Below are 24816 nucleotides of genomic sequence, written 5' to 3'. Positions count from 1 at the left end.
TCGCGACAGGTGATTGGTTGGGGCAACTTCAGGGCTGTGGCAGCCGTTCGTAGGCCTCCAGTTCGTGGCGCCGGGGCAGGCCCTCCATATCGCCCCGCGACTGCACGGCGCGGCTGCCGCACCAGTTGCCACGGGCAACCGCCTGGCCGATGTCACGCCCTTCCAGCAGCGCGCTGAGCACGCCGACGGCAAATGCGTCACCCGCACCCACGGTGTCCACAACCTGGGGCGCGCGCACGGCGGCGACCTGGCCTTCGCTGTTGGCACTGCGGAAATAGGCGCCTGCGTCCCCCAGCTTGATCACCACCAGCTCGACGCCAAGGTCCAGGTAGAAGCCGGCGATGTCGGCCGGGGTCTGCTGGCCGGTGAGCAAGCGGCCTTCCTCAAGGCCCGGCAGCACCCAGTCGGCCTTTTCTGCCAGTGCATTGGTCTGCTGCACCATGGTGCGCAGGTCCGGCCACAGCGAAGGGCGCAGGTTGGGGTCGAAGGAGACGCTGCGCCCGGCACTGCGCATGGCATCCACCAACGTGTGCGACAGGCTGCGGCAGCCCTCGGACAGGGCCAGCGGAATACCGGTAGCGTGCACATGCCGGGCCTGCAGCCAGCCCGGCTGCAGCAGGGCCGGGGTCATGTGACTGGCCGCCGAGCCCCGGCGGAAGTACTCCACTGCGGGGTCACTGCCATCGTCGCAGCGGCCCTTGAGCTGAAAGCCAGTGGGGTGAGCCGGGTCTATCTGTACGTCCGAGCAGTCCAGGCCTTCGCCGCGCAGGTTGTCCAGCACAAAGCGGCCCAACGAGTCATCCCCTACCCGGCTCACCCATCGTACGCTGAAGCCCAGGCGTGCCAGGCCAATGGCCACGTTGCTGTCGGCCCCGGCAATACGCTTGTTGAAAAGGCTGACACTGGCGAGGTCGCCCAGTTGCTCGGCCACGAACATGGCCATGGTTTCACCAAAGCACAGCACATCCTGCTTAAGCATGGCTCACCTCCTCGGCCCGTGCGCCCAGCCCCAGTACGGCCAGATGGCGCACCTGGTCGCGGGTAACCTGCAGCAGGTCATCGCCCACCAGTGGGTACTCCACGGCACGCACCACACCCGGGCTGAACTGCGCCAGCAGCCGGTCCCAGGCCTGCAGGTCAGCCACTTGCGGTGGTGCCGCGGCCAAACGGCCGTCGGCAAGCTGTCGAACGGCTTTGCAGTGCACGTACTGCACCCAGCGGCCCAGCTGGCTGGCAGCCTGTTCCACGGCTTCGCCCTGCCACTGCCAGTTGCCGATGTCGAAAGTCATGCCCACCCCGAGCCCAGCTTCATCCGCCCGCTGGAAGAACGCCAGCAGCGCTGCGATGCGGCCACCTTGAGAAGTCTGGTCGTTTTCTACCAGCAACATTGGCCCCTGCGCTGGCACCAGCTCACGCAAGGCCGCCAGGTCGCAGCCGGTGTGGTAATGCCCCAGGGAGACCTTGACCGCTGCTGCACCCAGTTCGTGCGCAATGTGCAGCTTCTGGGTCACTCGTGTATCGGGCAGGCCGTCTGGCGCCCACAGCTCCAGCGGCGTGGAATACACGCAGTCCAGGCCGGCCGCGGCGATGACGGCGCCCAGGGCAAGTGGGTCTGGCAGGCAGGAGAACAGCTCCTCGCGCAACTCCACCCGTCGGGCGCCGGCCCGTGCCAGCAGATCGATGAATTGCTCCTGGCCACGCTGGCGAACATAGTCCGCGCCGTAGCTGGAGAGGCTGATGGAAACGGGGATCGGGTGCATTGTTATTGTCCTTTTGAAACCGGTTTCATTTTTCGCCAGCAGTATTCGCCGTAGCGGAGGCTGCCGGTAGTTAGCGTGGGGAAGTCGAGCCTCGTATCAGCAAGGAGGCTTTGAAGTCGATGCGCCTGGCGATGCCGCTGTCGCCTTGCAGCCGGCCCAGCAGGCTGTCAAACGCCGCCATGCCGATGCGTTCGGTGGGCTGGGCCAAGGCCGTGATGCCGCTGCCGACCAATGGGTACCAGTCCAGGTCGTCCAGGGCGATAAGGCCGACGTCGGCAAACAGATCACGGCCTGCAGCACGCAGGCTGCGAGTGACCTCCAGGGTGGCGACGCCGTTGCAGGTGAAGATGGCCTGCGGGCCATGGCCGCTCTGCGCAAGGAATGCTGCGAGCCCCGCATCGAGGCCAGGGCCTGTGTGCAGGACCTGCTGGCGCATGCCGGGGCGTTGACCGACAGAGGTGCCGACGGCTTGAACCCGCTCCGCCCGCGAACTGGTACCGTCCAGCGGCTCGGTGACGGCCAGGATGTCCCGGTAGCCGCGTGCATGCAGGTGCGCGATGGCCTGCTCCACGGCGTCGAGGTTGTCCAGGCCAACCAGGTCCACCTTCAGCTCGGGCAGTTGTCGGTCCACCAGCACCATGGGCATGTCCCGCATGAGGTTCAGCAACTCGCCAGGCTGATGGCCGAGGGTGTTCACGATCAGCCCCTCGACGTTGTACGACTGCAACGCCCGCAGATGATGGCGCTCCTGTTCGTCGTCACGGTTGGTGTTGCACACCACCAGGCTGTAGCCGTGCTGGCGGCAGGCGGTTTCAACGCCATGCATCACGGCCACTGAATACGGGTTGAGGATGTCGGCAACCAGCATGCCGATCAACCGCGTCTGGCCCCGCTTCAGGCCACGGGCCATCTGGTTGGGCCGGTAGCCCAGCTGTTCGATGACCTGGGCCAGCCGCGCGGCGGTGGCGTCGGCCAGCAACTGCCGGTCGCCGCCGATATAACGCGACACGGTTGCCTTGGAGACCCCGGCAACACGGGCGACTTCGCTGATGGTGACCCGTTCGCGGGCATGGGCAGGCGCGTCGGTCATGGCAGTTCCTGATCGTTATTGTTAGGGCGATGAAACCGGTTTCAATACACCAAAAACCGGCTCATTCGTCAATCTGCCATCTGTCGGGTCACACCTCGGCAGGGCCTAGTGGTCCGTCACCTGCCCCAGGTCATCGCCTGATGTCTGGCGCATGTCGCTGGTGCGCAGGTCAGCTACATCGCCGGGCTTGACGGTACTTGCCTGGTTGCCCCAACTGGTGCGGATGAAGTTGACCACGTCCGCCACCTGCTGGTCATTCAGCCGCCAGGCGTAGGCTGGCATGGTGAAACTGGAGGGTGCCGTATGGGTTGCCGGCAGCGTGCCACCCTTGAGCACCAAATGAATCAGCGAGGTGGCATCGGCGGTCTGCACCACGGGGTTGCCGGCCAGTGCCGGGAACACGCGGGTGTAGCCCTTGCCGTCGGTGCGGTGGCAAGCCGCGCAGTTGTCGATGTACACCGCAGCACCTGCCTTGCCGTCATCGCCCTGCCACAAGGCATCGGCCACCTTGCTGTCGTATTGATGCGGTTTGTCGTTCGGGTTGCTTGGCGGCAAGGTTTTCAGGTAACGGGCAATTGCAGTCAGGTCGGCATCGGTCATGTACTGCATGCTGTGCTCCACCACGTCACTCATGCCACCGAATACCGCGCTGTTGTCACTGCGGCCGGTCTTGAGAAACTGCACCAGCTGGGCCTCGCTCCAACTGCCCAGGCCATCCTTGTGGTCACCGCGCAGGTTCTTGGCAATCCAGCCCTCCAGCGGCGCGCTACCGGCCAGAAACGCCTCACCTTCCTGCGGGTTCAGGGCTTTTTCCTGCATGGTCAGCGCCCGTGGGGTGTGGCACGCGCCGCAGTGGCCCAGGCCTTCGACCAGATACGCCCCGCGGTCGATGACCGGGTCACTGGCCGGGGCCGCCTGCCAGGGCTTGGCATCCGGGGCGAACAGGCCACGCCAGATCGCCAGCGGCCAGCGCATGCTCAGCGGCCAGGGGATGTCGCTGTCCCTGTTGGGCTCGGCCACCGGCTGCACGCCGTGCTGGAAATAGGCATACAGCGCCTGCATATCGTCTTCGGTCAGGCGCGCGTAGGACGGGTACGGCATGGCCGGGTAAAGCGTGCTGCCGTCCTTGGCGATGCCGCGGCGCAACGCTTGGTCGAAGTCCTCGAAGGAGTAGCTGCCGATGCCCTCGGGCGACGGCGTGATATTGGTGGAGTAGATTGTGCCGATGGGGGTTTCCATAGGCAGCCCGCCCGCAAATGGCTTGCCGCCCTTGGCCGTGTGGCAGGCCACGCAGTCGCCCGCGCGGGCCAGGTATTCACCTTGCTGCACCTGTTGCGGGTCGGGCTGCGCCGCTTGGGCGCAAAGCCCGGTGCCCATCAGCAAAGTCGCGATCAACATTCTGTTCATGTTCATCGCTCCTTAAACCGTCACCAGCGGGCCGGGGTTCTTCAGGTACTGCTCCCGAATGGCCCGGGCGGACCAGTACGTCAGCGCGGCCACCAGCCCGGTCGGGTTGTAGCCAAGGCCCTGAGGGAACGCAGAGGCGCCCGGGACGAATACATTGTGCACATCCCAGCATTGCAGGTAGCGGTTCAGTGCACTGGTGGCGGGGTCGGTCCCCATGATCGCACCACCGTTCAGGTGGGTGGTCTGGTAGCTGGCAGTGTTGAAATGTTCTTTCACCTGCTTGCCCAGCACGGCGATGGATTTAGGGTTCATCGCTTGGGCGATTTTGCTCAGCTTGTCGACCATGAACTGGTTCATGCGAATGTCGTTGTCCTGCCAGTCGAAGGTCATGCGCAACAGCGGCAAGCCGTAGGCATCGCGGTAGCTGGGGTCCAGGTCCAGGTAATTGCCCCGGTAGGACTGATGTGCGCCATGGGCGTCCATCGACAGTTGGTGGGTGTAGTAGTCGGCGGTGGCCTTCTTCCAGGCACTGCCCCAGGCAGGTGTACCCGGGGGGTTGGCGACACCGGCAATCGGCCGCGAGCCTGCCTGGTTCACCCACATGGGTGAGCCGCCGACAAAGCCATGGGGGCCATGGTCGAAGTTGTCGGCATTGAAGTCGTCGATGGCAACACCGTTGCCACCTGCACCGATGAAGTTGTTGGTGTGCACGTCCTTGTCGAAAAAGGCTTTGACCGTGCCCATGTTCTGGTAAGCGAAGTTGCGCCCGACCACACCTTCGTTCTTCACAGGGTCGTAAGGCTTGCCGATCCCGGACAGCAGCATCAGGCGCACGTTGTTGAACTGGAACGCGGCCAGGATCACCAGGTCGGCCGGTTGCTCCAGTTCACGGCCCTGGGCGTCGATGTAGGTCACGCCGGTTGCACGTTGCTTGCTGTCGTCCAGGTTCACCCGCAGCACGTGGGCATTGGCCCGCAGCTCGAAGTTAGGCACCTGGCGCAACGCTGGCAGAATGTTCACGTTGGGTGAGGCCTTGGAATACATGTAGCACACGTAACCGCTGCAGAAACCGCAGAAGTTGCACGGTCCCATCTGCGCGCCATAGGGATTGGTGTAAGGGCCCGAGGTATTGGCCGACGGCAGGTTGTAGGGGTGATAGCCCAGCGCCGAGGTGGCCTGCTGGAACAGCTGGGCGGATACCACGTTCTTCTGTGACACCAGCGGGAAGGGGTTGGAGCGGTCTGGGGCGTATGGGTTGCCCCCCTTGCCCCGCCCTACCACTTCGCCCTTCACGGTCCAGGCTTGACCAGAGGTGCCGAAGACCTTCTCGGCAAAATCAAAATACGGCTCCAGTTCTTCATAGGTAACGCCGAAGTCCTGGATGGTCATGTCCTGGGGAATGAACGACTTGCCATAGCGCTCTTCGTAATGGCTGCGCATGCGCAACTCGATCGGGTCTACACGAAAGTGCACACCGGACCAATGCAGCCCGGCACCGCCTACCCCTTTACCCGGCAGGAAAGCGCCCAGTTGCCGGTACGGCAAGGCTACGTCGTTGACCGTGTGGCGGATGGTGACGGTTTCCTTGGACAGGTCCAGGAACAGTTTCTTGCGCACGCTGTAGGTGAGCTCGTCGATCACCTGGGGGTAATTGCCGTCTGGATAGGTGTCCTGCATTGGGCCGCGCTCCAGGGCGACCACCTGCAGCCCTGCCTCGGTCAGTTCCTTGGCCATGATGGCGCCGGTCCAGCCAAACCCGACGATCACCGCATCCACTTTCTTCAACGTGTTTGCCATGGTTCAGGCCCTCTCCCCACGAATGGACACCGGTGGGAACGGGTAGCGCTCGTTGCGCTCGGCCCAGTCCATGAAATCGGCGCGGGCACCGGGGAAGCCGATCTGCTTCCAGCCGACCATGCCTTTGTTACCGCCATGCACGGGGTCGCAGAAAAAGCCTTCACGGGTGTTCTGCAACAGCAGGCTGAAGAAGGCCTTGGCAGGGACGTCCTGCAACACCAGGTCGCCCGCCTCCAGTGCGGCGAGCACACGGTCCTGCTGGGCAGCGCTTTGTTCATGGAACGGCTTGCTGCACTGGGCCTTGCACCAGCCCAGCACACCGGCGATGCCTAGCCTGTAGATCTGCTGCGGGTTGAGCTGCAACTGGTAACCCAGCTCGGGTGCGGCGTCTGCATTGAAGGGGCCTTGCATGTACCACAAGGCCCCGCTGGCATAGGGGGTGCCCATCTGCCGGTCGATATACTCGGCGGCACCGGCCTCCAGGGCGCCGGCGCCCAACTCGTCGGCCGGGATCAGGCGGCTCACCGCGGCTTGGAGGAAGGCGTATTCGTCCACGGTGAAAAATGCCGGCTGGTACTGGGCGGCGTCGGTTTTTTCTGGCACGTTGGGGCTGCGAGCTGGCTCGGCTATCACCGCACTGGCGCCCAGGCCCAGGCCGGTACTGGCGACCGTTACCACAGGTATCAGGGTCAAGGTCTTACGCAGGAAGTCCCTGCGGGGGTTGTCCGGTACGTGCTCAGACATTTCTAATCCTCATCATCGGTAAGCGGCCTCGGCCGGGCCCAATGATCAAGACCGCTCACTGACGAACGGCGTTCAGAAACATTTTGAGTTTAATGTCGAATTGACACCAATAAGTTTGCATGAAACCGCGATATTGACTCGGCGGAGGGATTTGACCCCTGATGATTCAGTCCGACCTTGACCTGTTCGGCCCACAGCCGCATCGCCTGGCCAGCCATACGGTGCTGTTGCCAGGCTTCGCCCTGCCCGGCCTGGAGGCGATGCTGGACGCCCTGCGCCCGGTACTGAGGGCTGCGCCGTTCCGGCACATGCGCACTCCGGGCGGCCTGCACATGGCGGTGGCGTTGACCAACTGTGGTGAACTGGGCTGGGTCAGTGACGCCAAAGGCTACCGCTACAGCCCCACCGACCCCGTCAGTGGCCAGCCATGGCCAGCATTGCCCGATGTGCTCACTGCGTTTGCCTCGCGCAGCGCGGCTGTTGCCGGCTTCGACGGGTTCGTTCCAGACGCATGCCTGGTCAACCACTACCAGCCAGGCACCCGCCTCACCCTGCACCAGGACCGCGACGAGCGCGATTTCGATCAGCCTATCGTGTCGGTTTCCCTGGGGCTTCCGGCCGTGTTTCTATTCGGGGGACAACAACGGGCTGACAAGACTCAGCGCATCCCGCTTAGCCATGGTGATGTACTGGTTTGGGGCGGAGAAGACCGTCTACGCTTTCACGGCGTGCTGCCGATCAAGCCCGGGGTTCACCCGCGCATGGGCGAGCGCCGGATCAACCTGACCTTCCGCAAGGCGGGTTGTGGATAGTGCATTAGCCGAAACGTGTGCCACCAGGCACCATCGTCAGCTCACAGGAGACTGTCATGACCCAGCATCACGCCGTCCCGCCACTTTCCACCAGAGGCACCCGACCATGAAGATGCCAGGCCGCGCCCCCAATGCATCGTTGCAACTGGATTACGTGCGTGACACGCTGTTCGGCCCCGTGGCGCTGAGTGTGGAGTGCCAGTGCCAGCTGGCACCGCTGAGCCTCCAAGGGCGACCTGCGCTGCGCATGCACATCTGCCCGCCGCTGCCAGACAAGGTCGACAGGGCGCACAGCGTTGCATTCATGCTGGACGGGCGCAGCTACCATGGCGTAGTGCGCGACAAAGGCAAATGCGGGGACGGCGGCCTGAACCTGCTGCTGGAGCTGCGCTAACGGCTAAAGCGCGTACATCAATCGGGCGTGATCAGGCAGTCGCCTTCGCCCGCGCAGAGCTTTTGCAGCGCAGCGCATGCAGCTGCCCAACCAAGTTCACCAGGTCGCGGCAGCTGTTGAGACTGTGCAGCGGTACACCGCTCAGGCTCACACCGCGCTCGAAGTTCTGGCCCTGGGCAAGGCGGATGGTCAGGTTATTACCGTCAGCGCAGCTGATTTCACAACGATCTGGCAGGCAGGCATGCTCGATCATCTGCCGCATTTCCAGCATCGAAACGCCTATCAACGACATGGTACGACCCTCTCTGGCGATGGCCTGTTCAATGTAAGTACGCCTGTATCAGGCTGAGCGCCAATTGATAATGAGCATCTTTGGCCAAACGTCGATGCGCTGCAGTGATGAGCATGCAGGGGTTCATCTAGCACCTTAGCTGAAGAACCCCTGGGGTGAGGTTAGGTTCGGGCAGAATCACCACCCTGCGACGAGCGGTGCATCAATGCGAGGCACCACCGCGATCGCCCTGCATCTGCCCGAATTTGCCGGCCTGGAAAGCCTCGAAAGACTCGATGATCTCGGCCTGGCTGTTCATCACGAACGGGCCGTAACCCACAATCGGCTCGTCGATCGGCTCGCCACTGAGCAGCAGAACGCTTGCAGTTCCTCTTGCTTCAAGCTGCAGATCCTGCCCTGCCGGATCAAACAGCACCAGGCTCGAGGGCCCCGCCTGTTGCGCCCCGTTGATGGTGACCGTGCCCTGCAGTACCACCAGCGCTGCATTGCGGCCAGCGGCGACGGGTAGCGTGACGCTCGCCCCTGCCTGCAGGCGCATGTCCCATACATCCATCGGCGTGAACGTGCGTGCAGGGCCCAAAGCGCCCTGGTAGCTGCCGGCGATCACGCGCAGGCTCCCGGATTCGCCGCCCAGCGGCACCACCGGGATATCCTGCGCCAACAGGGTCTGGTAGCCCGCTGCCGCGCGCTTGTCACGGGCCGGCAGGTTTACCCACAGCTGCACCATCTCCAGCGTTCCACCCGTTTGCGCAAACCGCGGCGAATGAAACTCTTCATGGATGATGCCGTCTGCGGCCGTCATCCACTGCACATCACCGGGGCCGATGAAGCCGCCAGCCCCCGTCGAGTCACGGTGCTCAAGCTCGCCCTGGTACACGATGGTCACCGTCTCGAAGCCACGATGAGGGTGCTCACCCACCCCGCGCCGGACCTGGGTGGGTGAAAAGGTGTGAGGGCCGGCATAGTCCAGTAGCAAAAACGGGCTTATACGGCTAGCCAGGTTGTCGTAGGTGAACAGGCTGCGCACCGGGAAACCGTCACCCACCCAGTGGGGTTGGGGGCTGCGGTGGATACCGAGAATCGTTTTCATGGGGAGGTCCTCATTGGCTGAGAACACCTTAGCAATGGTGCCTATAGCTGAGTAGCCTGCCGCCATGGCATGCATCGTCCCACCTATGGGACAGTGCCGAGTAAAAAACCAGTCGCCAGGTCAGCAGCATTGCCTGGGTCTTCCTGCATGAAGCAATGCCCGCCCGCCACTTGCCGAGCACTCACGTGGCTGTTGAGGCTCGCCAGCCGGTTTGCCGAGACCGGCACGAAGGGGTAGGTATGTTCCCCGTACAGAATGCGCGTGGGGACGGCGATGCGTAACAAGGTTGGCCACAAGCGCCGAGGAAATGAGCTGAAGATCTCCACCTCGCGGCTGGGCCTGCACTTGAGCACCACGCCCTTCTCGCATTCGCCCAAGGCATGGTCGATGTAGGCTTGCAGCGCTGCATCGTGCCAACCCTTGAAAATACCCCGGCCCTGCAGCGAAGCATGCGCCGAAGGCCGGTCAGGCCAGAAACTGCGCCGCCGCGCAGCCTGGCGTGCCATGGGGTGGTGACGGTGCAGGCCGACCACCCTTGCTGCACCCAGCACAGCCAACATGCGCTTGCTGAACAGTACTGGGTCCAGTAATACAGCGCGTTGGAACAGCTGGGGCTCAGCCGCCAGCATCAGGCTGGTAAGCACGCCGCCAAAACTGTGCCCGAGGGCCACGCGGGGTACCTCGCCATACTCGCTCCGCCCGCATTCGAAGGCCTCGACGGCCAGCGCAGCGGTGCGGTTCCAACCGCGAAACACGCCACCGTGGTCGCTGTCGCCGTGCCCTTGCGCGTCACTGAGCCACAAGTCGAAATGGCCGGCCAGGCGCGCCAGCATGGGTTGATAAGCCAGGCTGCAAAAGCCATTGCCGTGCAGAAAATGCAACAGCGGTCGCCCACTGGCTTCTGTGCGCCAGCCACGCAGGGTGAAGCCCTCGTCGCATTGATGGGACCATGGAATCAGTTGCATCGCGGCGCGCTACCTGTAGTGCTAGTGAAACGCCGATTCTACAAACAGCAGTGGGTACAGCGAAATCACCAGCAGCAGGGCCATCAGGACATTGAACAGCATCAGCCAGCGCGGGTTCTGCAACACGCTGCGCAACGCGCTGCCAAACATCACCCAGATGCCGACGCTGGGCAAGTTCACCAACGCAAACAGCGCCGCGATCACTACCACGTTGGTGACGTAGCCTTGAGCGGGTGTGTACGTGGTAATCGCGCCCACCGCCATCACCCAGGCTTTGGGGTTGACCCACTGGAAAGCAGCAGCTGCCCAGAAGCCAAATGGCTTACTCCCTTGCCTGGCCGCTGCGCCCACAGGCCCAGCGTTGGCAATCTTCCAGGCCAGGTAGAGCAGGTAGGCCGCACCCGCGTAGCGCAGCACGGTATACAGGGATGGCCACGCCTTGAACACTTCGCCCAGGCCAAGCCCCACCGCCAGCACCATCGCCATGAAACCGATGCTTACCCCCATGGCATGCGGAATCGTGCGGCGCACGCCGAAGTTCACCCCGGAGGCCAGCAACATGGTGTTGTTGGGTCCCGGGGTGATGGACGAAACGAAGGCGAACAGGATAAAAGCAGCGAGCAGGTCGACAGAGGCAAACATGGCCAGGCATTCCAGTAGGTGCGGTATGCCGTCACACTACCGGAGTCCGCCACCCGAGCGACCGGTACAGTTACCTTTAATTAATGAGATACACCTCACTGTATTGCCAATTTCGAAACAGGGGTATTCACCATGAGCGTGGTTATTCGCCCGGCGGTGCGCACCGATGCGCAGCAGATTTTGACGTTCATCACCGAACTGGCGGCATACGAGCGTGCCCGGCACGAAGTGCTGGCCACCCTGCAGGACATTGAACGCAGCCTGTTCGATGAGCACAGCACCGTGCAGTGCCTGATCGGCGAACGTGACGGCCGGGCCATTGGCTTTGCCGTGTATTTCCAAAGCTATTCCACCTGGCTGGGGCGCAGCGGCATTTACCTCGAAGACCTGTACATCACCCCGGATCAGCGCGGGGACGGTGCCGGCAAGCAGATGCTCAGGTACATCGCCCGGGAGGCCGTGGCCCATGGCTGGGGCCGCCTGGAATGGAGCGTGCTGGACTGGAACGAGCCAGCCATCAAGTTTTACGAATCGCTGGGCGCTCAGCCGCAGGATGAGTGGGTGCGCTACCGCCTGGAGGGAGAGCAACTGCAAGCGTTTGTCCGTGACGGCTTGCCGGTTTGACAGGCAATTGACGGCTGGCCCACCTCGTGCTTTTCTAGTGCCCTGCGTCAAGGTGCCCCTATGGGGGTGAAACGGGAAACCGGTGCGTCACAGGCCTGCAACAGGGCTTTGACCAAGCCGGTGCTGCCCCCGCAACGGTAAGCGAGCGAAGCGTCTGTACCACTGTGCCATCACCCTTGGCATGGGAAGGTGACGTTTTCAAGGAGCCAACCTCCTCCTCGCCAGCCCGGAGACCGGCCTTGCGCCTATGAACACCCCGCGGTGGGCGGGCGCTGTCGCATACCCCTGGGCGCCGCCCGGGGCTGCCGCGCTTGCCCGTTGCCCACAAAAAGCAGAGGAACGCGTCATGCCCGTCACCAGCGCCAACACCCCAAGTATCGCCACCCCCGTCACACTCAGCCAGCGCATTGCAGTTGCGGTAGGCGCCAGCCTGCTGGGGCTTTGCCTGGTCTACTTTGCTGGCTTTTCGCATATCGAAGCCGTACACAACGCTGCCCACGATACGCGCCACAGCGCCGCCTTCCCCTGCCACTGAGTAACCGCCAATGATCACGCGTATCGCCCGTACCGCGGGTTTCAGCGGGTTGCTTGCGGCCCTGTTGCTCACCCTGCTGCAAAGCTTCTGGGTCAGCCCGCTCATCTTGCAGGCCGAAACCTACGAAACCGCCGCCCCCGCCGAACAGCACGCCCATGGCGAGGGCGCAGCGGCGCACGAACACAGTGCTGAGGCCTGGTCGCCGGAAGATGGCTGGCAGCGAGTGTTGTCTACCACCGGTGGCAACCTTGTGGTCGCAGTGGGCTTCGCTCTTATCCTCGCAGCCCTCTACAGCCTACGGGAGCCCAAGCGTGTTGGCACCGGTGCGCTTTGGGGCCTGGCCGGCTTTGCGGTGTTTTGCCTGGCACCCACGCTAGGCCTGCCGCCAGAACTGCCGGGCACCGCTGCAGCGGACCTAGGCCAGCGCCAGGCCTGGTGGGTTGGCGCCGCCAGCGCAACAGCCCTGGGCCTGGCACTGGTAGTGTTCGCCCGCCACTGGCTGCTGAAGGTATTTGGCGTGGTGCTGCTGGCAGTGCCCCACCTGATTGGTGCACCGCAACCCGAAGTGCACGAGAGCCTGGCGCCCGAGGCGCTGGAAGCTCAGTTCAAACTGGCTTCGTGGCTGACCAACGCTGCGTTCTGGCTGGCGTTGGGCCTGCTCACTGCGTGGCTGTACCGCCGCCACAGCCAGGCCTGATGCCCGCACTGTATGCGGGGCTTGGCTGCCGGCGGGGGTGCCCGGTGGGCGTTTTGCAGGCGCTTCTGCTCGCCGGCCTTGCCGAACGGGGCCTCGCCTTGAGCGACGTGCGCGGCATCGCCAGCATCGCGCTCAAGGCTGGCGAACCCGGCCTGCACCAGCTGGCCGAGCGCCTCGGCCTGCCACTGGTGCTGTACCCTGCGGTGCAGCTGCAGGCCTACGAGCCGCTGCTCAGCCATCGCTCAGCCGCTGCCTATACCCACAGCGGTTGCTGGGGGGTCGCAGAAAGCACGGCCTTGGCGCTGGCCTGCCAGGCGGCAGGGCACGCCGAGCTACTGCTGCCGCGCCGGGTCATGGGCCCGGCAACACTGGCCATCGCAGGCTAGCCTGTTCATCTATTTACATCCAAGGATTTTCATGACGGTTTACTTCATCGGCGCCGGCCCCGGCGACCCGGAACTGATCACAGTCAAGGGCCAGCGGCTGATCCGCCAATGCCCCGTGATCATCTACGCCGGTTCCCTGGTGCCTGCAGCCGTGCTGGAAGGTCACCAAGCCGAAACCGTGATCAACAGCGCTGCGCTGAACCTGGAGCAGATCATCGCGGCCATGCAGGCAGCCCACGCCCTGGGCCAGGACGTGGCCCGGGTGCACAGCGGTGATCCAAGCCTGTATGGCGCCATCGGCGAGCAGATCCGTCATCTGCAGGCGCTGGGCATCGACTATCAGATCATCCCCGGCGTAACCGCCACTGCGGCCAGCGCCGCGCTGCTGGGGTGTGAACTGACCCTGCCAGAGGTTGCCCAGAGCGTCATTCTGACCCGCTTTGGTGAAAACTCCCCGATGCCGGCCGGGGAGCAGTTGGAAGACCTTGCACGCCACGGCACCACGCTGGCCATTCACCTTGGGGTCAAGCACCTGGCGCGTATTGTCGAGTTGCTGGTGCCGCACTATGGGCCACAGTGCCCCGTCGCGGTTGTGCACCGTGCTACCTGGCCCGACCAGGACTGGGTACGTGGCACGCTGGCGGACATCGTCGCAGGTGTGGCGGCCAAGGGTTTCCGCCGTACCGCGCTGATTCTGGTCGGCCACGTGCTGGGCGAAACGCCGTTCGCTGAATCCGCCCTGTATCGCGCCGGGCACGCACACCTGTATCGCCCAGCGGGTTGAGTGTTGCAAGGCACTGCAATCCGGTAGCAGACTGACCAACCCCTTCCTGTTACCGGACCCTCCCCCCATGCTGGACTTGCGCCCCAACTGTGAATGCTGCGACGTCGACCTGCCCGGTGACAGCACTGACGCGTTTATCTGTTCGTTCGAGTGCACGTTCTGCCGCGGCTGCGCCGAAGGCCGCCTGCAACACCGCTGCCCCAACTGCGGCGGGCAATTGCTCAGCCGCCCTGCAAGGGTGGGCCAGGCATTGGCGAACAACCCGGCCTCCACCCTGCGCGTCAATAAACATCACCCGGCTTGCGCCTGAGACCGGCAGGTAGGCTCCAGCGCCTGCCTGGGCGCGCGCCGCCGCCTCGTTTTGTAGGATTTTTCGACAGCACGGCCAAGGTTTATCAACACTTCTATACTCGGCATTACCAAACTTCCGTAATGGTCGTATCTTGCTGCGCTTCTGATTGACTCACTTGCAGAAGTATTCCTGGGTGCTCCAGGAAATGCACCACACCCTCACAGGAGTTTTCCTAATGACTACCGTGCTGATCGTCGACGATCACCCCATCGTCAGGCTATCCCTGCGCATGCTCCTTGAGCGTGAACGCTTCCACGTCATCGGCGAAGTCGGTAATGGCAGTGAAGTGGCGCAGGTAGCCCGTGAACTGAAGCCTGACGTGGTCATCCTCGACATCGGCTTGCCCGGCCTGGATGGCATGGAGGTGATCAAGCGCCTGCAGGCCATCGAGCCGGTGCCCAAGATCATGGTCCTGACGGGCCAGGCTACCGATCTGTATGTACGGCGCTGCCTGGATGCCGGCATTGGTGCCTTCGTGACCAAGGAAGAAGACCACGACGCCCTGCTGTTCGCCCTCAAGGCGTTGGTGAAGGGCTATTCAACATTCCCGCAGATGTCGGTAAACAGCAACTCGCTGGAAAGCGAGCCGGTACGCCTGGCCAGCTTGTCAAACCGCGAAATGGAAGTGCTGCGGCGCCTGGCCCGTGGCGAGAGCAACAAGAACATCGGCAGTTGCATGAACCTCAGCGCCAAGACCATCAGCACCTACCGGGGCCGCATCATGGAAAAACTCAAGACCGAGTCGCTGGTTGAAATGGTCGACTTGGCCAAACGCAACAGCGTCTACTGAGCGGCGGGCGGCCATGAAACGACTGCTGGCTGGCGCCCTGCTGCTGCTCGCTTTGGCCGGCCCCGGCTGGCTGCTGGCCGCCAGCGAAACCCGCCAGCTGCTGGCCCGCTCGGTGAGCGTCACGCCACCCATGACGCTTACCCATGAAGAACGCCAGTGGCTGCAGCAGCGCAAGCGTATCGTCCTCGGTAGCTCAAGGCCCGACTATCCGCCATTCGAGATCAACGTCAGCCCGCAAGACTATGAAGGCATCAGCGCAGACTACGCCGGCATCATCGCCGAGCAATTGGGCGCGCCTATCGAGGTGCTGCGCTTCGACAGCCGCCACGAAGCCATCGCTGCGCTGCACGACGGGCGAATCGACCTGCTGGGCAGCTCGAACGGCTTTGAGGCCGCCGATGCTCAGCTCAGCCTCAGCGCACCTTACGCCGACGACTTGCCCGTGGTGGTCACCCGTGAGGGCCGCAACCTCAAGGACACGCCCGACCTGGCTGGCCTGCGCCTTGCCATGGTAGACCATTACCTGCCGGCCAACCGCGTGCGGGCACTGTACCCCACTGCGCAGCTGAGCCTGTATCGCTCTACCCAGGCCGGGCTGGCTGCCGTGGAGCTGGGTGAGGCGGATGCTTACCTGGGCGACGCCATCAGTACTGACTTTCTCATCGGCAAGACCTTTCAAGGCACTTTGAAAATTGACCACTTCTCCCAGGTGATTCCCGAGGCGTTTTCCTTTGCCATCGCCCGCGACACACCCCACCTGCGGCAGTTGGTAGACAGAGCCCTGGCGCGTATTGGCGAGAGTGAGCGCCTGAACATCCTGCGGCGCTGGAGCAGCGGCAACACCAGCCTGCTGCTGCAGCGCCACCTCAGCGCCCTGTCTGCCGAAGAGGAAGCCTGGATCATCGCCCACCCCGTTGTGGATGTGTTGATCAACCCGGCGCTGGCCCCCCTGACGTTCAACGACGCCGAACAACGCCCCACCGGCATCACCCTGGAGCTGCTCAAGCAGATCGGCCTGCGTACCGGCTTGCAGTTCAACCCTGTCGAGGGTGCATCGGCGCAGGATATCGTCGAACGGCTGGCACGCGGTGAGGCGCAGATGATCGGGGCCTTGGGCTATGGCGCGCAGCGATCCCGGCAATTGCGTTACACCCGGCCCTACCTGGTCAGCCCGCGGGTGTTGATCACCCGCGCTGATGACGCCTCCTCGTCGCGGGTCAAGGACCTTGGCCAACAGCGTATCGCCCTGGTGCGGGGCTCACCCCAGCGCGACATGCTGCGACGCCGCTACCCCCACGCCACGCTGATCGAGCTGGACAGCCCGCTCGACCTCATGGAAGCACTGATCAAAGGTGCTGCGGACGTGGCACTCAGTAGCCACATCAATGCGGCCTACTACATCAGTCACGTGTTCAAGAACCGCCTGAAGATAGCCAGCGTCCTGGACGAAGACCCGGCCATTGCCGCGTTTGCGGTCGCACCGGATCAGCCGCGGTTGCAGGCTATCCTCGACAAGGCATTGCTGAGTATCCCACCCGAGGAACTTGAGCGGCTGATCAACCGTTGGCGTACCAGCACGCTGGTCAGTGACAGCCCATGGCGCAACTACCGTGACCTAGCGCTTCAAGTGCTGGTACTGGCCGCCCTATTGCTGGCCGGGGTAGTGTTCTGGAACAGCTACCTGCGCAAGCTGATCAACCAGCGCACCGAGGCACAGCACGCCTTGCAGGCCCAGTTGGCCCTGAGCCGCGGGCTACTGGAGCAGCTGCGGCACGCCAAGGAAGAAGCCGAACAGGCCAGCCAGACCAAAAGCACCTTCCTGGCGACCATGAGCCACGAAATCCGCACGCCAATGAACGCCGTCATCGGCTTGCTGGAGCTGGCCCTGGAAGACAGCCGAGACGGGCGTTGCGATACCCAGACCCTGCAAACTGCCCACGACTCGGCCCTGGGCCTGCTGGCGCTGATCGGCGATATTCTGGACATCTCGCGCATCGAGTCGGGGCATATCAGCCTGCAGCCGGTGCCGACCGACCTGGTCGAGCTGGTACAGGCCACACTGAGGGTGTTCGAAGGCAACGCCAGGGCCAAGGGGCTGCACTTGCACGGCGCCCTGCCGCCGCTGCCGGTGTGGGTGTCGGCCGACCCGCTGCGCCTCAAGCAGGTGCTGTCGAACCTGCTCAGCAATGCCATCAAGTTCACCGAGCGCGGCGAGGTTCAGACCAGCCTGGTGCTGGCGGGCTCAGCTCCAGAAGGCCAGGTGCAGGTCGAATTGTGCGTACGCGATTCAGGGATCGGCATCAGCCCTGCCGACCAGGCCCGCCTGTTCAACGCCTTTGTCCAGGCCGACGGGCCACGTGCCCAGCAGGGTGCAGGCCTGGGGCTGGTGATCAGCCAGGCACTGGCAGAACTGATGGGTGGCACGTTGGCCCTGCACAGCGTCGAGGGCGTGGGCACCAAGGTGCAGGTCAGCCTGGCCTTGCCGGCGTGCGCTGCGCCGACAGCATCGGAGCCGACGCACTTGGCGCTCGAAAGCAGCGGCGCTCCCCTGGACGTACTGGTAGCCGACGACTACCCCGCCAACCTGCTGTTGCTCGAAAGGCAACTGCGCACGCTGGGCCACCGCGTCACCCTGGCGCAAAACGGTGAAGCGGCGCTGGAGCGCTGGCAGGCAGCACACTTCGACCTGGTGATCACCGATTGCAGCATGCCGGTGATGGATGGCCATGAACTTACCCAGCGCATCCGCGCCATGGAGCACGAGCGCGGCCTGCCACCCTGCCGTATCGTGGGCGTGACCGCCAACGCACAGGCCGAGGAACGGGCGCGCTGCCTGGCCAGCGGTATGGATGACTGCCTGTTCAAACCCATCGGGTTGCGCACCTTGAAAGCCCACCTCCCCCAGGCCGACGCCGCTGTCACGCCCCCCCCCTGCGAGCACCTCTGGCAATAGTTTCAACCTCGCAGAACTGCACCACCTGACCCGCAATGACGCCCAGCTGACCCGTCATCTGCTCGAGCAACTGTCCCAGAGCGTAGCCGAGGACCTGGCCACGTTGCGCGGTTTGGCGCCCGACGCCGCCGACGACTCGCTGCGGGCCTTGGTTCACCGGATAAAAGGTGGCGCCAAGATGATCCGCGTGCGCACCGTGGTGGCTCGCTGCGAAGCGGTGGAGCAGGCTGTGGCCAACGGGCAGCCCACACGCGAGCAGCAACAACTGCTGCAAGCCAGCCTGCAGACCCTGCTGGATGAACTGGGCAGCGCGCTCAGTGCAACTGCAATGTCGAGGTGATCTCGTCGATGGCATCCACCACGTGACGTGAGCCTTGCTGAATCTCCATGATCACCGTGCCCGCCTCGTTGGCCAGGGCAACGCCATGGCCGGTGCGTTCAAGGCTCGACTGCATGCTGGACACTGCGATACCTGACAGTTCACGGTTCTGCCTCACCACATCGACAATTTCCAGGGTGGCCTGGCTGGTCCTGGCCGCCAGGTTGCGTACCTCGTCGGCCACCACGGCGAAGCCGCGCCCATGCTCACCGGCGCGCGCCGCTTCAATGGCAGCATTCAAGGCCAGCAGGTTGGTCTGGTCGGCAATGCCACGAATGGTCAGCACGATCTGGGCGATTTCATCCGACTGCTTGCTCACGGCATCCAGGCTGCGCGCCGCCTGGTTCAGCTCCTGGGAGATGTGTTCGATGACCTGCACCGCCTGCTGTACCACCTCGGTGCCTTTGCGCGCGCAGGCATCGGCCTGTACGGAACTGGCATGAGCGGCATCGGCCGCCCGCTGCTGGGTGCTGACCTGATGGGTGATGTCGCTGGCAAACTTCACCACCTTGTACAAGCGGCCCTTGCTGTCGAAGATCGGGTTGTAGGACGCCTCCAGGAACACCGTCTGGCCCGACTTGCTGACCCGCTCGAAGCGATGGGAATGGTACTCGCCACGGTTCAACGATGCCCAGAACTCACGGTAAGCAGGGGATTCGCGTTCAGCCGGCAGGCAGAACAGACCGTGATGCCTGCCCACCACCTCGTCCAGCGTGTAGCCCATGGTGTCGAGAAAGTTCTGGTTGGCCTGCATCACCCGGCCTGCCGGGGTGAACTCGATCACGGCCATCGACCGGCCTATGGCGTTCAGCCAACGTTCGCGCTCATGTTCCAGTGCTGCGCGCTGGCTGATGTCTGCGGCCACCTTGACCACGCTCACTACCTGTTGCTGCGCATCGAGCACAGGCATGTAGCTGGCCTCAAGCCATACCTCACGGCCCTGCTTGTCGATACGCTCGAAGGTGCCGCTGACAGGCGTGCCCTGCCCCAGGTCATGCCACAACTGCCGGTACTGCGCGCTGTCGGCATAATCGGGCGCGCAGAACAACCGGTGGTGGCGACCGCGCAGCTCTTCGGCGTCATAGCCCATGGCGTGGCAAAAGCGCGGGTTGGCATCGATGATGATGCCGTCAGGGGTAAATTCGATCATTGCCATGCACTGGCTGATGGCGGCGAGTTTGGCCTTGGCATCAGCCAGTGCCTGGTGGCTGCGCTGGATTTCTTCCAGGTCGGACTTGCGATGGAAATCGAACATACCCCGGCCTCCTTTCCGCTCGGTGTTCAGAGCATAGATCGCCGTTTGCACCGCGTGAGGCCCATGCGCCGCCATGGGCGTCAGGTGCTTTCGCGCACCATCAGCTCGAAGCCCAAGTCCTGCTGGCTTGGCGCCACCGCTTTGCCATCAAGCAGCGCAAGCAATACCTGGGCAGCGCTCCGACCAACGGCAGCTCTAGGGGTACGAATGGACGTGAGCCTGGGCACCATGTGCGCGGACGCCGGCAGGTCATTGAAGCCGACCATGGCCACTCGCTGGGGCACCTGCACGCCCTGGCGCAGCGCCTGCAGCACCGCGCCCTGCGCCAGGTCGTCGTTGCAGAAGAAGATACCGTCGACATCCGGCGCCTGTTCCAGCAACTGGCTGAACAGCTCGCCGCCCAGCGCGATGGAAGACGGCTCAGGCGTCAGCACCTCCCGTTCGGCTACGTGAAGGCCGGCTTCAGCCAAGGCCTGGCGAAAACCTTCGGCGCGCTGCATCACCCGTGGGTCCAGTTGGGCCGCTATGAAGCCAAGCCGGGTGCGGCCGCGCTCAATGAGGTGGCGCGCTGCTGCCCGGCCAGCCTGTTGCTGCGAGAAACCGACGGAAAATGCCTCTGACGTTTCGTCGAGTTCCATCATGTGCACGCAAGGTACCCCACTGGCCGCCAGCATCTGGCGGGAAGGCTCGCTGCGCTCGAAGCCTGTAAGCAACATGCCGCACGGCTGGTAGGCCAGGTAGTTGCGGATCAGGTTTTCTTCTTCGGCCAGGTCGTAGTGGTAATTGCCGATCAGCACCTCGAGCCCACGCGGGCGCATGACCTCGTGGATGGCCTCCAAAGTGTCGATGAACAGTTGGTTGGACAGCGACGGGATCAGCACCACCACCGACTGGCTGCGTGCCGACGCCAAAGCACGGGCAGCCGGGTTTGCCACATAACCCAGGCTGGCAGCAGCAGCAGCAACCTTGGCCGCCAGCTCTGGCGCCACGGTACTGACCCCACGCAGGGCACGGGATGCGGTAATCGGGGAAACCCCGGAAAGCCTGGCCACTTCTGCCAGGGTGGGACGGCCGGTGCTGCGGGAGCCAATGCGGGACATGATGTTGTAATTTTACTACTTGCAAGGAGTGGGAACGGCCTCTAAGGTAGCGCTGTCCCAAGAAGCAGGCAACGTGTCTTTGGCCATCGCGCCACACGCGCTTGCAGATGGGCGTCCATACTGCGTTTGCACAAGACCAATAACACCGGGGAGGTTGCGTTTCGTCCTCGACGAGACAGCGCTATCTCACCCCGCAGGAGGTACTGATGAACTCTTCCCTGCCCGCCATTGTGGTAATGGGAGTGGCCGGCTGCGGCAAAAGCAGCATTGGCGCTGCTATTGCTGCCAGAAGCGGCGGCCGCCTGATCGAGGGCGACGCCTTCCACCCCGCCGACAATATTCGCAAGATGAGCGCCGGCATTGCGCTGGATGACGATGACCGCGCAGGCTGGCTGGTGCGCCTGGGCCAAGAACTGCAAGCCAGCGCCCAGGCAGGCGAGCGGCCCATCCTGACCTGCTCTGCGCTCAAACAGCGCTACCGCGACACCTTGCGCGCAGCCATGCCGGGCCTGGTGTTCGTGTTTCTGGAACTGTCGCCCGCCCAAGCGGAACAACGGGTACTGGCGCGCCCCGGGCACTTCATGCCCGCCAGCCTGATCGACAGCCAGTTCGCGGCGCTTGAGCCGCCCCACGGTGAGCCACGCACGCTGGCACTGGATGCCACCCAACCCATCACCGCCCTGGCCGAAGCCGTAGACACCTGGCTAAAGCGCTGCGGTGATCAGGTACTGGCGCAAAGCGCCTGACGCGGCGTTTGCCTGATCACCAGAGACAGCGCTACCCCACCCTCGCCAAAGGGTTGATCCAACAACAGCATTGCCAAAACAACGATAAGACCGAGGCCTTCACATCATGTTCGGACTGGCTACTGATACCTTCCTGCTGCTCGACGCGCTGGTCACCATCGTCGGGCTGATCCTGCTCATCACCCACTTCAAGGTTCACCCCTTCGTCGCCCTTACCTTGGCCGCAGGCTTTCTCGGCCTGACCTCCGGCATGCCGGTGGCAAAGGTCATGAAGTCGTTCCTGGACGGCTTTGGCGGCGTATTGGGTTTCGTCGGCATTGTGCTGGCGCTGGGCACCATGCTCGGCAAGCTGATGGCCGACTCCGGGGGGGCTGACCAGATCGCCCAGACCCTCATCCGCGCCTTCGGCAAGAAAAACGTGCATTGGGCCATGATGTTCGCCGCCTTCCTGGTGGGCATCCCGCTGTTTTTCGAAATCGGCTTCGTGCTGCTGATACCGCTGGTATTCATCGTGGCGCGGCGCTCCGGGGTCTCGCTGATCAAGATCGGCATCCCGTTGCTGGCCGGCCTGTCAGTGGTGCACGGCCTGGTCCCACCGCACCCGGGCCCGCTGCTGGCCATCGGCATCTTCCATGCAGACATCGGCAAGACCATCTTCTACGGCCTGATCGTAGCGCTGCCGACCGCCATCATCGCCGGCCCGCTGTTCGGCAACTTCATCTCTCGCTACATCCCGGGCCAGCCATCCCAGGAGCTGATGGACCAGATTGCCAAGGAATCCGACCAGGGCAACCTGCCCAGCTTCAGCGTGACCCTGATCACCGTGTTGCTGCCGGTGGTGCTGATGCTGCTCAAAACCTTCGCCGACGTGGTACTGCCAGCCGAGCATATCGTGCGTCAGTGGATGGACCTGATCGGCCACCCCATTACCGCGCTGCTGGCGGCACTGTTGCTGGCTTTCTACACCTTCGGCTCGGCCCGCGGCTTCAACCGCCAGCAGATCATGAAGATGCTCGACCACAGCCTGGCGCCCACCGCAGCCATTGTGCTGATCGTGGGTGCCGGTGGCGGCTTCAAGCAGATGCTGGTGGATACCGGCGTGGGCAACGTGATCGGGCAGATGGCCGTGCAGGCCGAAATCTCCCCGATTCTACTGGCCTGGCTGGTAGCGGCGGTAATCCGTATCGCCACTGGCTCCGCCACGGTGGCAACCATCACCGGGGCCGGCATCGTCGCGCCGGTGATCGACCTCGTACCCGGGGTGAACCGTGAGCTGCTGGTATTGGCGACGGGCGCGGGCTCGCTGATCCTGTCGCATGTGAACGATGCGGGCTTCTGGTTGGTGAAGCAGTACTTCAACATGACCGTGGCGGAAACCTTCAAGACCTGGAGCATGATGGAGACCATTCTGTCGGTCGTCGGCATTATCTTCATCATGTTGCTGTCGCTGGTGGTGTGACCGTTGATCGGGGTAATGGCACCTTGACGCCGTGGGCAGGGCCAAACCTTGCGTAACCGCCCTGCCCTAAGCCAAGGAGACTGTCATGACCCGTTCGAGCATCCTGCTGGTCGCATTGCTGGCCTCGCCGTTGACGTTCGCCGCTGGCACCGGCCCCACGTACCCGGACGACCCGCACAGCCAAGCGCCCAAACCTGGCGTGGACAGCACGCTCAACCCGATTGAAAAGCCCGTGCCTACCGACACCGACCCTCGCCTGCAAGGCCATGACCCGGACAGCCCGCCTGCCATACAGAACGACAACCGCGACTTGCCGGGCATGGATGCCACCGGTTCGGAAGGTGCAGGCAAGAGCGGCCAGGGTGCTGCCAAACCCTGACAATGGGTTGCATCACGGTGAATGAGCCCCGCCTATCATTCGCCGTGATAATAAAGTTCAGCCCGTTCGATTCGTGCCCTACGCGCAACACACTCACACTCCGCCCATTACTAATAGGTTGGCGGAGTTCTCCATGGAACCATCACTCAAATCCCTGCGCTTGCCCCTCACTGCCTTGGCAGTCGTGGTGGTCAGCGCGTGCGGTCGTACCCCCGACACCGCGCAGGCTCCGGCTGCGCCGAAGGTCACCGTCGCCAAGGTGATCGAACAGCCGATCAACGAGTGGGATGAGTTCACCGGGCGCCTGGAAGCGCCGGAAACCGTCGAAATACGCCCACGGGTATCGGGGCAGATCGACCAGGTGGCGTTCACCGAAGGCGCCCAGGTACGCAAGGGCGACCTGCTGTTCCAGATCGACCCACGGCCGTTCCAGGCCGAAGTACGGCGCCTGGAGGCCCAGGTTCAACAGGCCAAGGCCACCGCCATTCGCAGTGCCAACGAAGCCCGCCGCGGCGAACGGCTGCGTGACAGCAACGCCATCTCTGCGGAGTTGGCCGAGTCGCGCAGCAGCGCGGCCGCCGAGGCACGTGCCGGGGTCGACGCGATCCAGGCGCAGCTCGACCTGGCCCGCCTCAACCTCAGCTTCACCCGCGTGACCGCGCCCATCAGTGGCCGGGTCAGCCGCGCTGAATTCACCGCCGGCAACATCGTTACCGCCGATGTCACACCGCTCACCAGTGTGGTTTCGACCGACAAGGTGTACGCCTACTTCGATGCCGACGAGCGCGTCTACCTCAAGTACACCCAGCTGGCCCGCGACGGCCAGCGCGGCCAGACCACGCCGGTGTACCTGGGGCTGACCAACGAAAACGGCAACCCACACCTGGGCCAGATGAACTTCGTCGACAACCAGGTCAACCCGCGCACCGGCACCATCCGTGGCCGCGCGGTGTTCGACAACAAGGCCGGCGGCTTCACCCCGGGGCTGTACGCCCGGCTCAAGCTGGTGGGCAGTGCCCAGTACGATGCTGTGCTGATCAACGATGAAGCCGTGGGTACCGACCTTGGCAAGAAGTTCGTGCTGGTCATGGACAAGGACAACAAGGCAGCGTACCGCGCCGTCGAACTGGGGCCCAAGCTCGAAGGCCTGCGCATCGTGCGCAGTGGCCTGGGCAAGGACGACCGCATCGTGGTCAAGGGCCTGCAACGCGTACGCCCGGGCTCCCAGGTAACGCCAGAGGAGACGCCGATGGCCAGCGAACAGACGCTGGCTGCACTCGCCCAGCAGCGCCAGGCACTGGAAGCCAGCAACCCCGCGCCCAAGGTGGCAGGCAATAACGCTAAAGCTGCCAGTGCCCAAGCGCCGCGCGGTTAAGGGAACACA

24 protein-coding genes, 3 pseudogenes and 1 riboswitch are annotated in these 24816 nt (G+C 63.7%); of the genes and pseudogenes, 14 read left to right on the top strand and 13 right to left on the bottom strand.

From position 1 onward, the window contains the following. Window positions 1-28: 28 nt before the first annotated feature. The 6 genes from IAE33_RS00665 to IAE33_RS00640 form a co-directional block, all read right to left on the bottom strand. Window positions 29-979 (bottom strand): sugar kinase, encoded by a 951-nt coding sequence (locus tag IAE33_RS00665; RefSeq protein WP_201161697.1) that lies wholly within the window; start codon window positions 977-979, stop codon window positions 29-31. Then, window positions 972-1760 (bottom strand): sugar phosphate isomerase/epimerase family protein, encoded by a 789-nt coding sequence (locus IAE33_RS00660; protein WP_201161696.1) that lies wholly within the window; start codon window positions 1758-1760, stop codon window positions 972-974. The genes IAE33_RS00665 and IAE33_RS00660 overlap by 8 nt, the downstream gene beginning before the upstream one ends. A gap of 70 nt (window positions 1761-1830) precedes the next feature. Beyond that, window positions 1831-2850, bottom strand: a complete 1020-nt coding sequence (locus tag IAE33_RS00655; RefSeq protein ID WP_201161695.1) for a LacI family DNA-binding transcriptional regulator — start codon at window positions 2848-2850, stop codon at window positions 1831-1833. 105 nt (window positions 2851-2955) lie between these two features. Continuing rightward, window positions 2956-4257: a cytochrome c gene (locus tag IAE33_RS00650; protein ID WP_201161694.1), complete on the bottom strand. Its 1302-nt coding sequence runs from the start codon at window positions 4255-4257 to the stop codon at window positions 2956-2958. A gap of 12 nt (window positions 4258-4269) precedes the next feature. After that, entirely contained in the window at window positions 4270-6054 is a 1785-nt protein-coding gene (locus tag IAE33_RS00645) for a GMC family oxidoreductase (protein ID WP_201161693.1), read from the bottom strand. A gap of 3 nt (window positions 6055-6057) precedes the next feature. Then, window positions 6058-6798 carry a gluconate 2-dehydrogenase subunit 3 family protein gene (locus IAE33_RS00640; protein ID WP_201161692.1) on the bottom strand — a complete coding sequence of 247 codons (741 nt, stop codon included), beginning with the start codon at window positions 6796-6798 and terminating at the stop codon, window positions 6058-6060. Between the two features lie 161 nt (window positions 6799-6959). Between IAE33_RS00640 and alkB the strand changes: the two genes are divergently transcribed. Together alkB and IAE33_RS00630 are read left to right on the top strand one after the other, a co-directional pair. Next, entirely contained in the window at window positions 6960-7610 is a 651-nt protein-coding gene (gene alkB, locus IAE33_RS00635; protein ID WP_201161691.1) for a DNA oxidative demethylase AlkB, read from the top strand. A gap of 106 nt (window positions 7611-7716) precedes the next feature. After that, entirely contained in the window at window positions 7717-8004 is a 288-nt protein-coding gene (locus IAE33_RS00630; RefSeq protein WP_201161690.1) for a hypothetical protein, read from the top strand. Window positions 8005-8035: 31 nt separating this feature from the next. Here IAE33_RS00630 and IAE33_RS00625 read toward each other — a convergent pair whose 3' ends face one another. From IAE33_RS00625 to IAE33_RS00610, 4 genes are all read right to left on the bottom strand, one after another. Further along, window positions 8036-8296, bottom strand: coding sequence for a DUF1652 domain-containing protein (locus tag IAE33_RS00625; RefSeq protein WP_201161689.1), 261 nt, complete (start codon window positions 8294-8296; stop codon window positions 8036-8038). Between the two features lie 202 nt (window positions 8297-8498). Then, window positions 8499-9386, bottom strand: coding sequence for a pirin family protein (locus tag IAE33_RS00620; protein ID WP_201161688.1), 888 nt, complete (start codon window positions 9384-9386; stop codon window positions 8499-8501). An 83-nt stretch (window positions 9387-9469) separates the two neighbouring features. Then, a complete protein-coding gene (locus tag IAE33_RS00615; protein WP_201161687.1) occupies window positions 9470-10351 on the bottom strand; it encodes an alpha/beta fold hydrolase in 882 nt (293 codons plus the stop codon). Between the two features lie 21 nt (window positions 10352-10372). Beyond that, window positions 10373-10993, bottom strand: a complete 621-nt coding sequence (locus tag IAE33_RS00610) for a LysE family translocator (protein ID WP_201161686.1) — start codon at window positions 10991-10993, stop codon at window positions 10373-10375. 132 nt (window positions 10994-11125) lie between these two features. Here IAE33_RS00610 and IAE33_RS00605 point away from each other — a divergent pair, with 132 nt between their 5' ends. The 8 genes and pseudogenes from IAE33_RS00605 to IAE33_RS00570 all read left to right on the top strand — a co-directional run bounded on the left by IAE33_RS00605 (window position 11126) and on the right by IAE33_RS00570 (window position 18454). Then, window positions 11126-11617 carry a GNAT family N-acetyltransferase gene (locus IAE33_RS00605; RefSeq protein ID WP_201161685.1) on the top strand — a complete coding sequence of 164 codons (492 nt, stop codon included), beginning with the start codon at window positions 11126-11128 and terminating at the stop codon, window positions 11615-11617. A 33-nt stretch (window positions 11618-11650) separates the two neighbouring features. Then, a riboswitch (cobalamin riboswitch) is annotated at window positions 11651-11874 on the top strand. A gap of 89 nt (window positions 11875-11963) precedes the next feature. After that, entirely contained in the window at window positions 11964-12152 is a 189-nt protein-coding gene (locus IAE33_RS00600; protein ID WP_201161684.1) for a CbtB domain-containing protein, read from the top strand. Between the two features lie 10 nt (window positions 12153-12162). Beyond that, the gene (locus IAE33_RS00595; protein WP_201161683.1) at window positions 12163-12849 is read left to right on the top strand and encodes a CbtA family protein; all 687 of its coding nucleotides are present in this window, start codon (window positions 12163-12165) and stop codon (window positions 12847-12849) included. After that, complete coding sequence (locus tag IAE33_RS00590; protein WP_201161682.1) at window positions 12849-13235, top strand: cobalamin biosynthesis protein; 387 nt, start codon at window positions 12849-12851, stop codon at window positions 13233-13235. The genes IAE33_RS00595 and IAE33_RS00590 overlap by 1 nt, the downstream gene beginning before the upstream one ends. 31 nt (window positions 13236-13266) lie before the next feature. Beyond that, window positions 13267-14019 carry a precorrin-4 C(11)-methyltransferase gene (gene cobM / locus IAE33_RS00585; RefSeq protein ID WP_201161681.1) on the top strand — a complete coding sequence of 251 codons (753 nt, stop codon included), beginning with the start codon at window positions 13267-13269 and terminating at the stop codon, window positions 14017-14019. Between the two features lie 67 nt (window positions 14020-14086). After that, entirely contained in the window at window positions 14087-14329 is a 243-nt protein-coding gene (locus IAE33_RS00580) for a DUF1272 domain-containing protein (RefSeq protein ID WP_201161680.1), read from the top strand. Window positions 14330-14546: 217 nt separating this feature from the next. After that, complete coding sequence (locus IAE33_RS00575; protein ID WP_028633925.1) at window positions 14547-15161, top strand: response regulator transcription factor; 615 nt, start codon at window positions 14547-14549, stop codon at window positions 15159-15161. 13 nt (window positions 15162-15174) lie between these two features. Beyond that, window positions 15175-18454: pseudogene (locus tag IAE33_RS00570) on the top strand (transporter substrate-binding domain-containing protein). Here IAE33_RS00570 and IAE33_RS24845 read toward each other — a convergent pair. The 3 genes and pseudogenes from IAE33_RS24845 to IAE33_RS00560 form a co-directional block, all read right to left on the bottom strand. Next, window positions 18429-18860, bottom strand: a pseudogene (locus tag IAE33_RS24845) (methyl-accepting chemotaxis protein); the annotation flags it as partial. The pseudogenes IAE33_RS00570 and IAE33_RS24845 overlap by 26 nt on opposite strands. Before the next feature lie 102 nt (window positions 18861-18962). Continuing rightward, a pseudogene (locus IAE33_RS24840) lies at window positions 18963-19649 on the bottom strand (PAS domain-containing protein); the annotation flags it as partial. A 179-nt stretch (window positions 19650-19828) separates the two neighbouring features. Then, a complete protein-coding gene (locus IAE33_RS00560; RefSeq protein WP_201161678.1) occupies window positions 19829-20848 on the bottom strand; it encodes a LacI family DNA-binding transcriptional regulator in 1020 nt (339 codons plus the stop codon). A gap of 206 nt (window positions 20849-21054) precedes the next feature. Here IAE33_RS00560 and IAE33_RS00555 point away from each other — a divergent pair, with 206 nt between their 5' ends. The 4 genes from IAE33_RS00555 to mexE all read left to right on the top strand — a co-directional run bounded on the left by IAE33_RS00555 (window position 21055) and on the right by mexE (window position 24807). Then, window positions 21055-21594: a gluconokinase gene (locus tag IAE33_RS00555; RefSeq protein ID WP_201161677.1), complete on the top strand. Its 540-nt coding sequence runs from the start codon at window positions 21055-21057 to the stop codon at window positions 21592-21594. Between the two features lie 106 nt (window positions 21595-21700). Then, window positions 21701-23053: a GntP family permease gene (locus IAE33_RS00550; RefSeq protein WP_201161676.1), complete on the top strand. Its 1353-nt coding sequence runs from the start codon at window positions 21701-21703 to the stop codon at window positions 23051-23053. An 85-nt stretch (window positions 23054-23138) separates the two neighbouring features. Then, a complete protein-coding gene (locus IAE33_RS00545; RefSeq protein WP_201161675.1) occupies window positions 23139-23432 on the top strand; it encodes a hypothetical protein in 294 nt (97 codons plus the stop codon). Between the two features lie 133 nt (window positions 23433-23565). Continuing rightward, window positions 23566-24807: a multidrug efflux RND transporter periplasmic adaptor subunit MexE gene (gene mexE / locus IAE33_RS00540; RefSeq protein ID WP_201161674.1), complete on the top strand. Its 1242-nt coding sequence runs from the start codon at window positions 23566-23568 to the stop codon at window positions 24805-24807. Window positions 24808-24816 lie beyond the last annotated feature (9 nt).

Source organism: Pseudomonas sp. S60 (assembly GCF_016647865.1).
Lineage (GTDB): Bacteria > Pseudomonadota > Gammaproteobacteria > Pseudomonadales > Pseudomonadaceae > Aquipseudomonas > Aquipseudomonas parafulva.
This window is presented reverse-complemented; position numbering and strand designations above follow the sequence as displayed.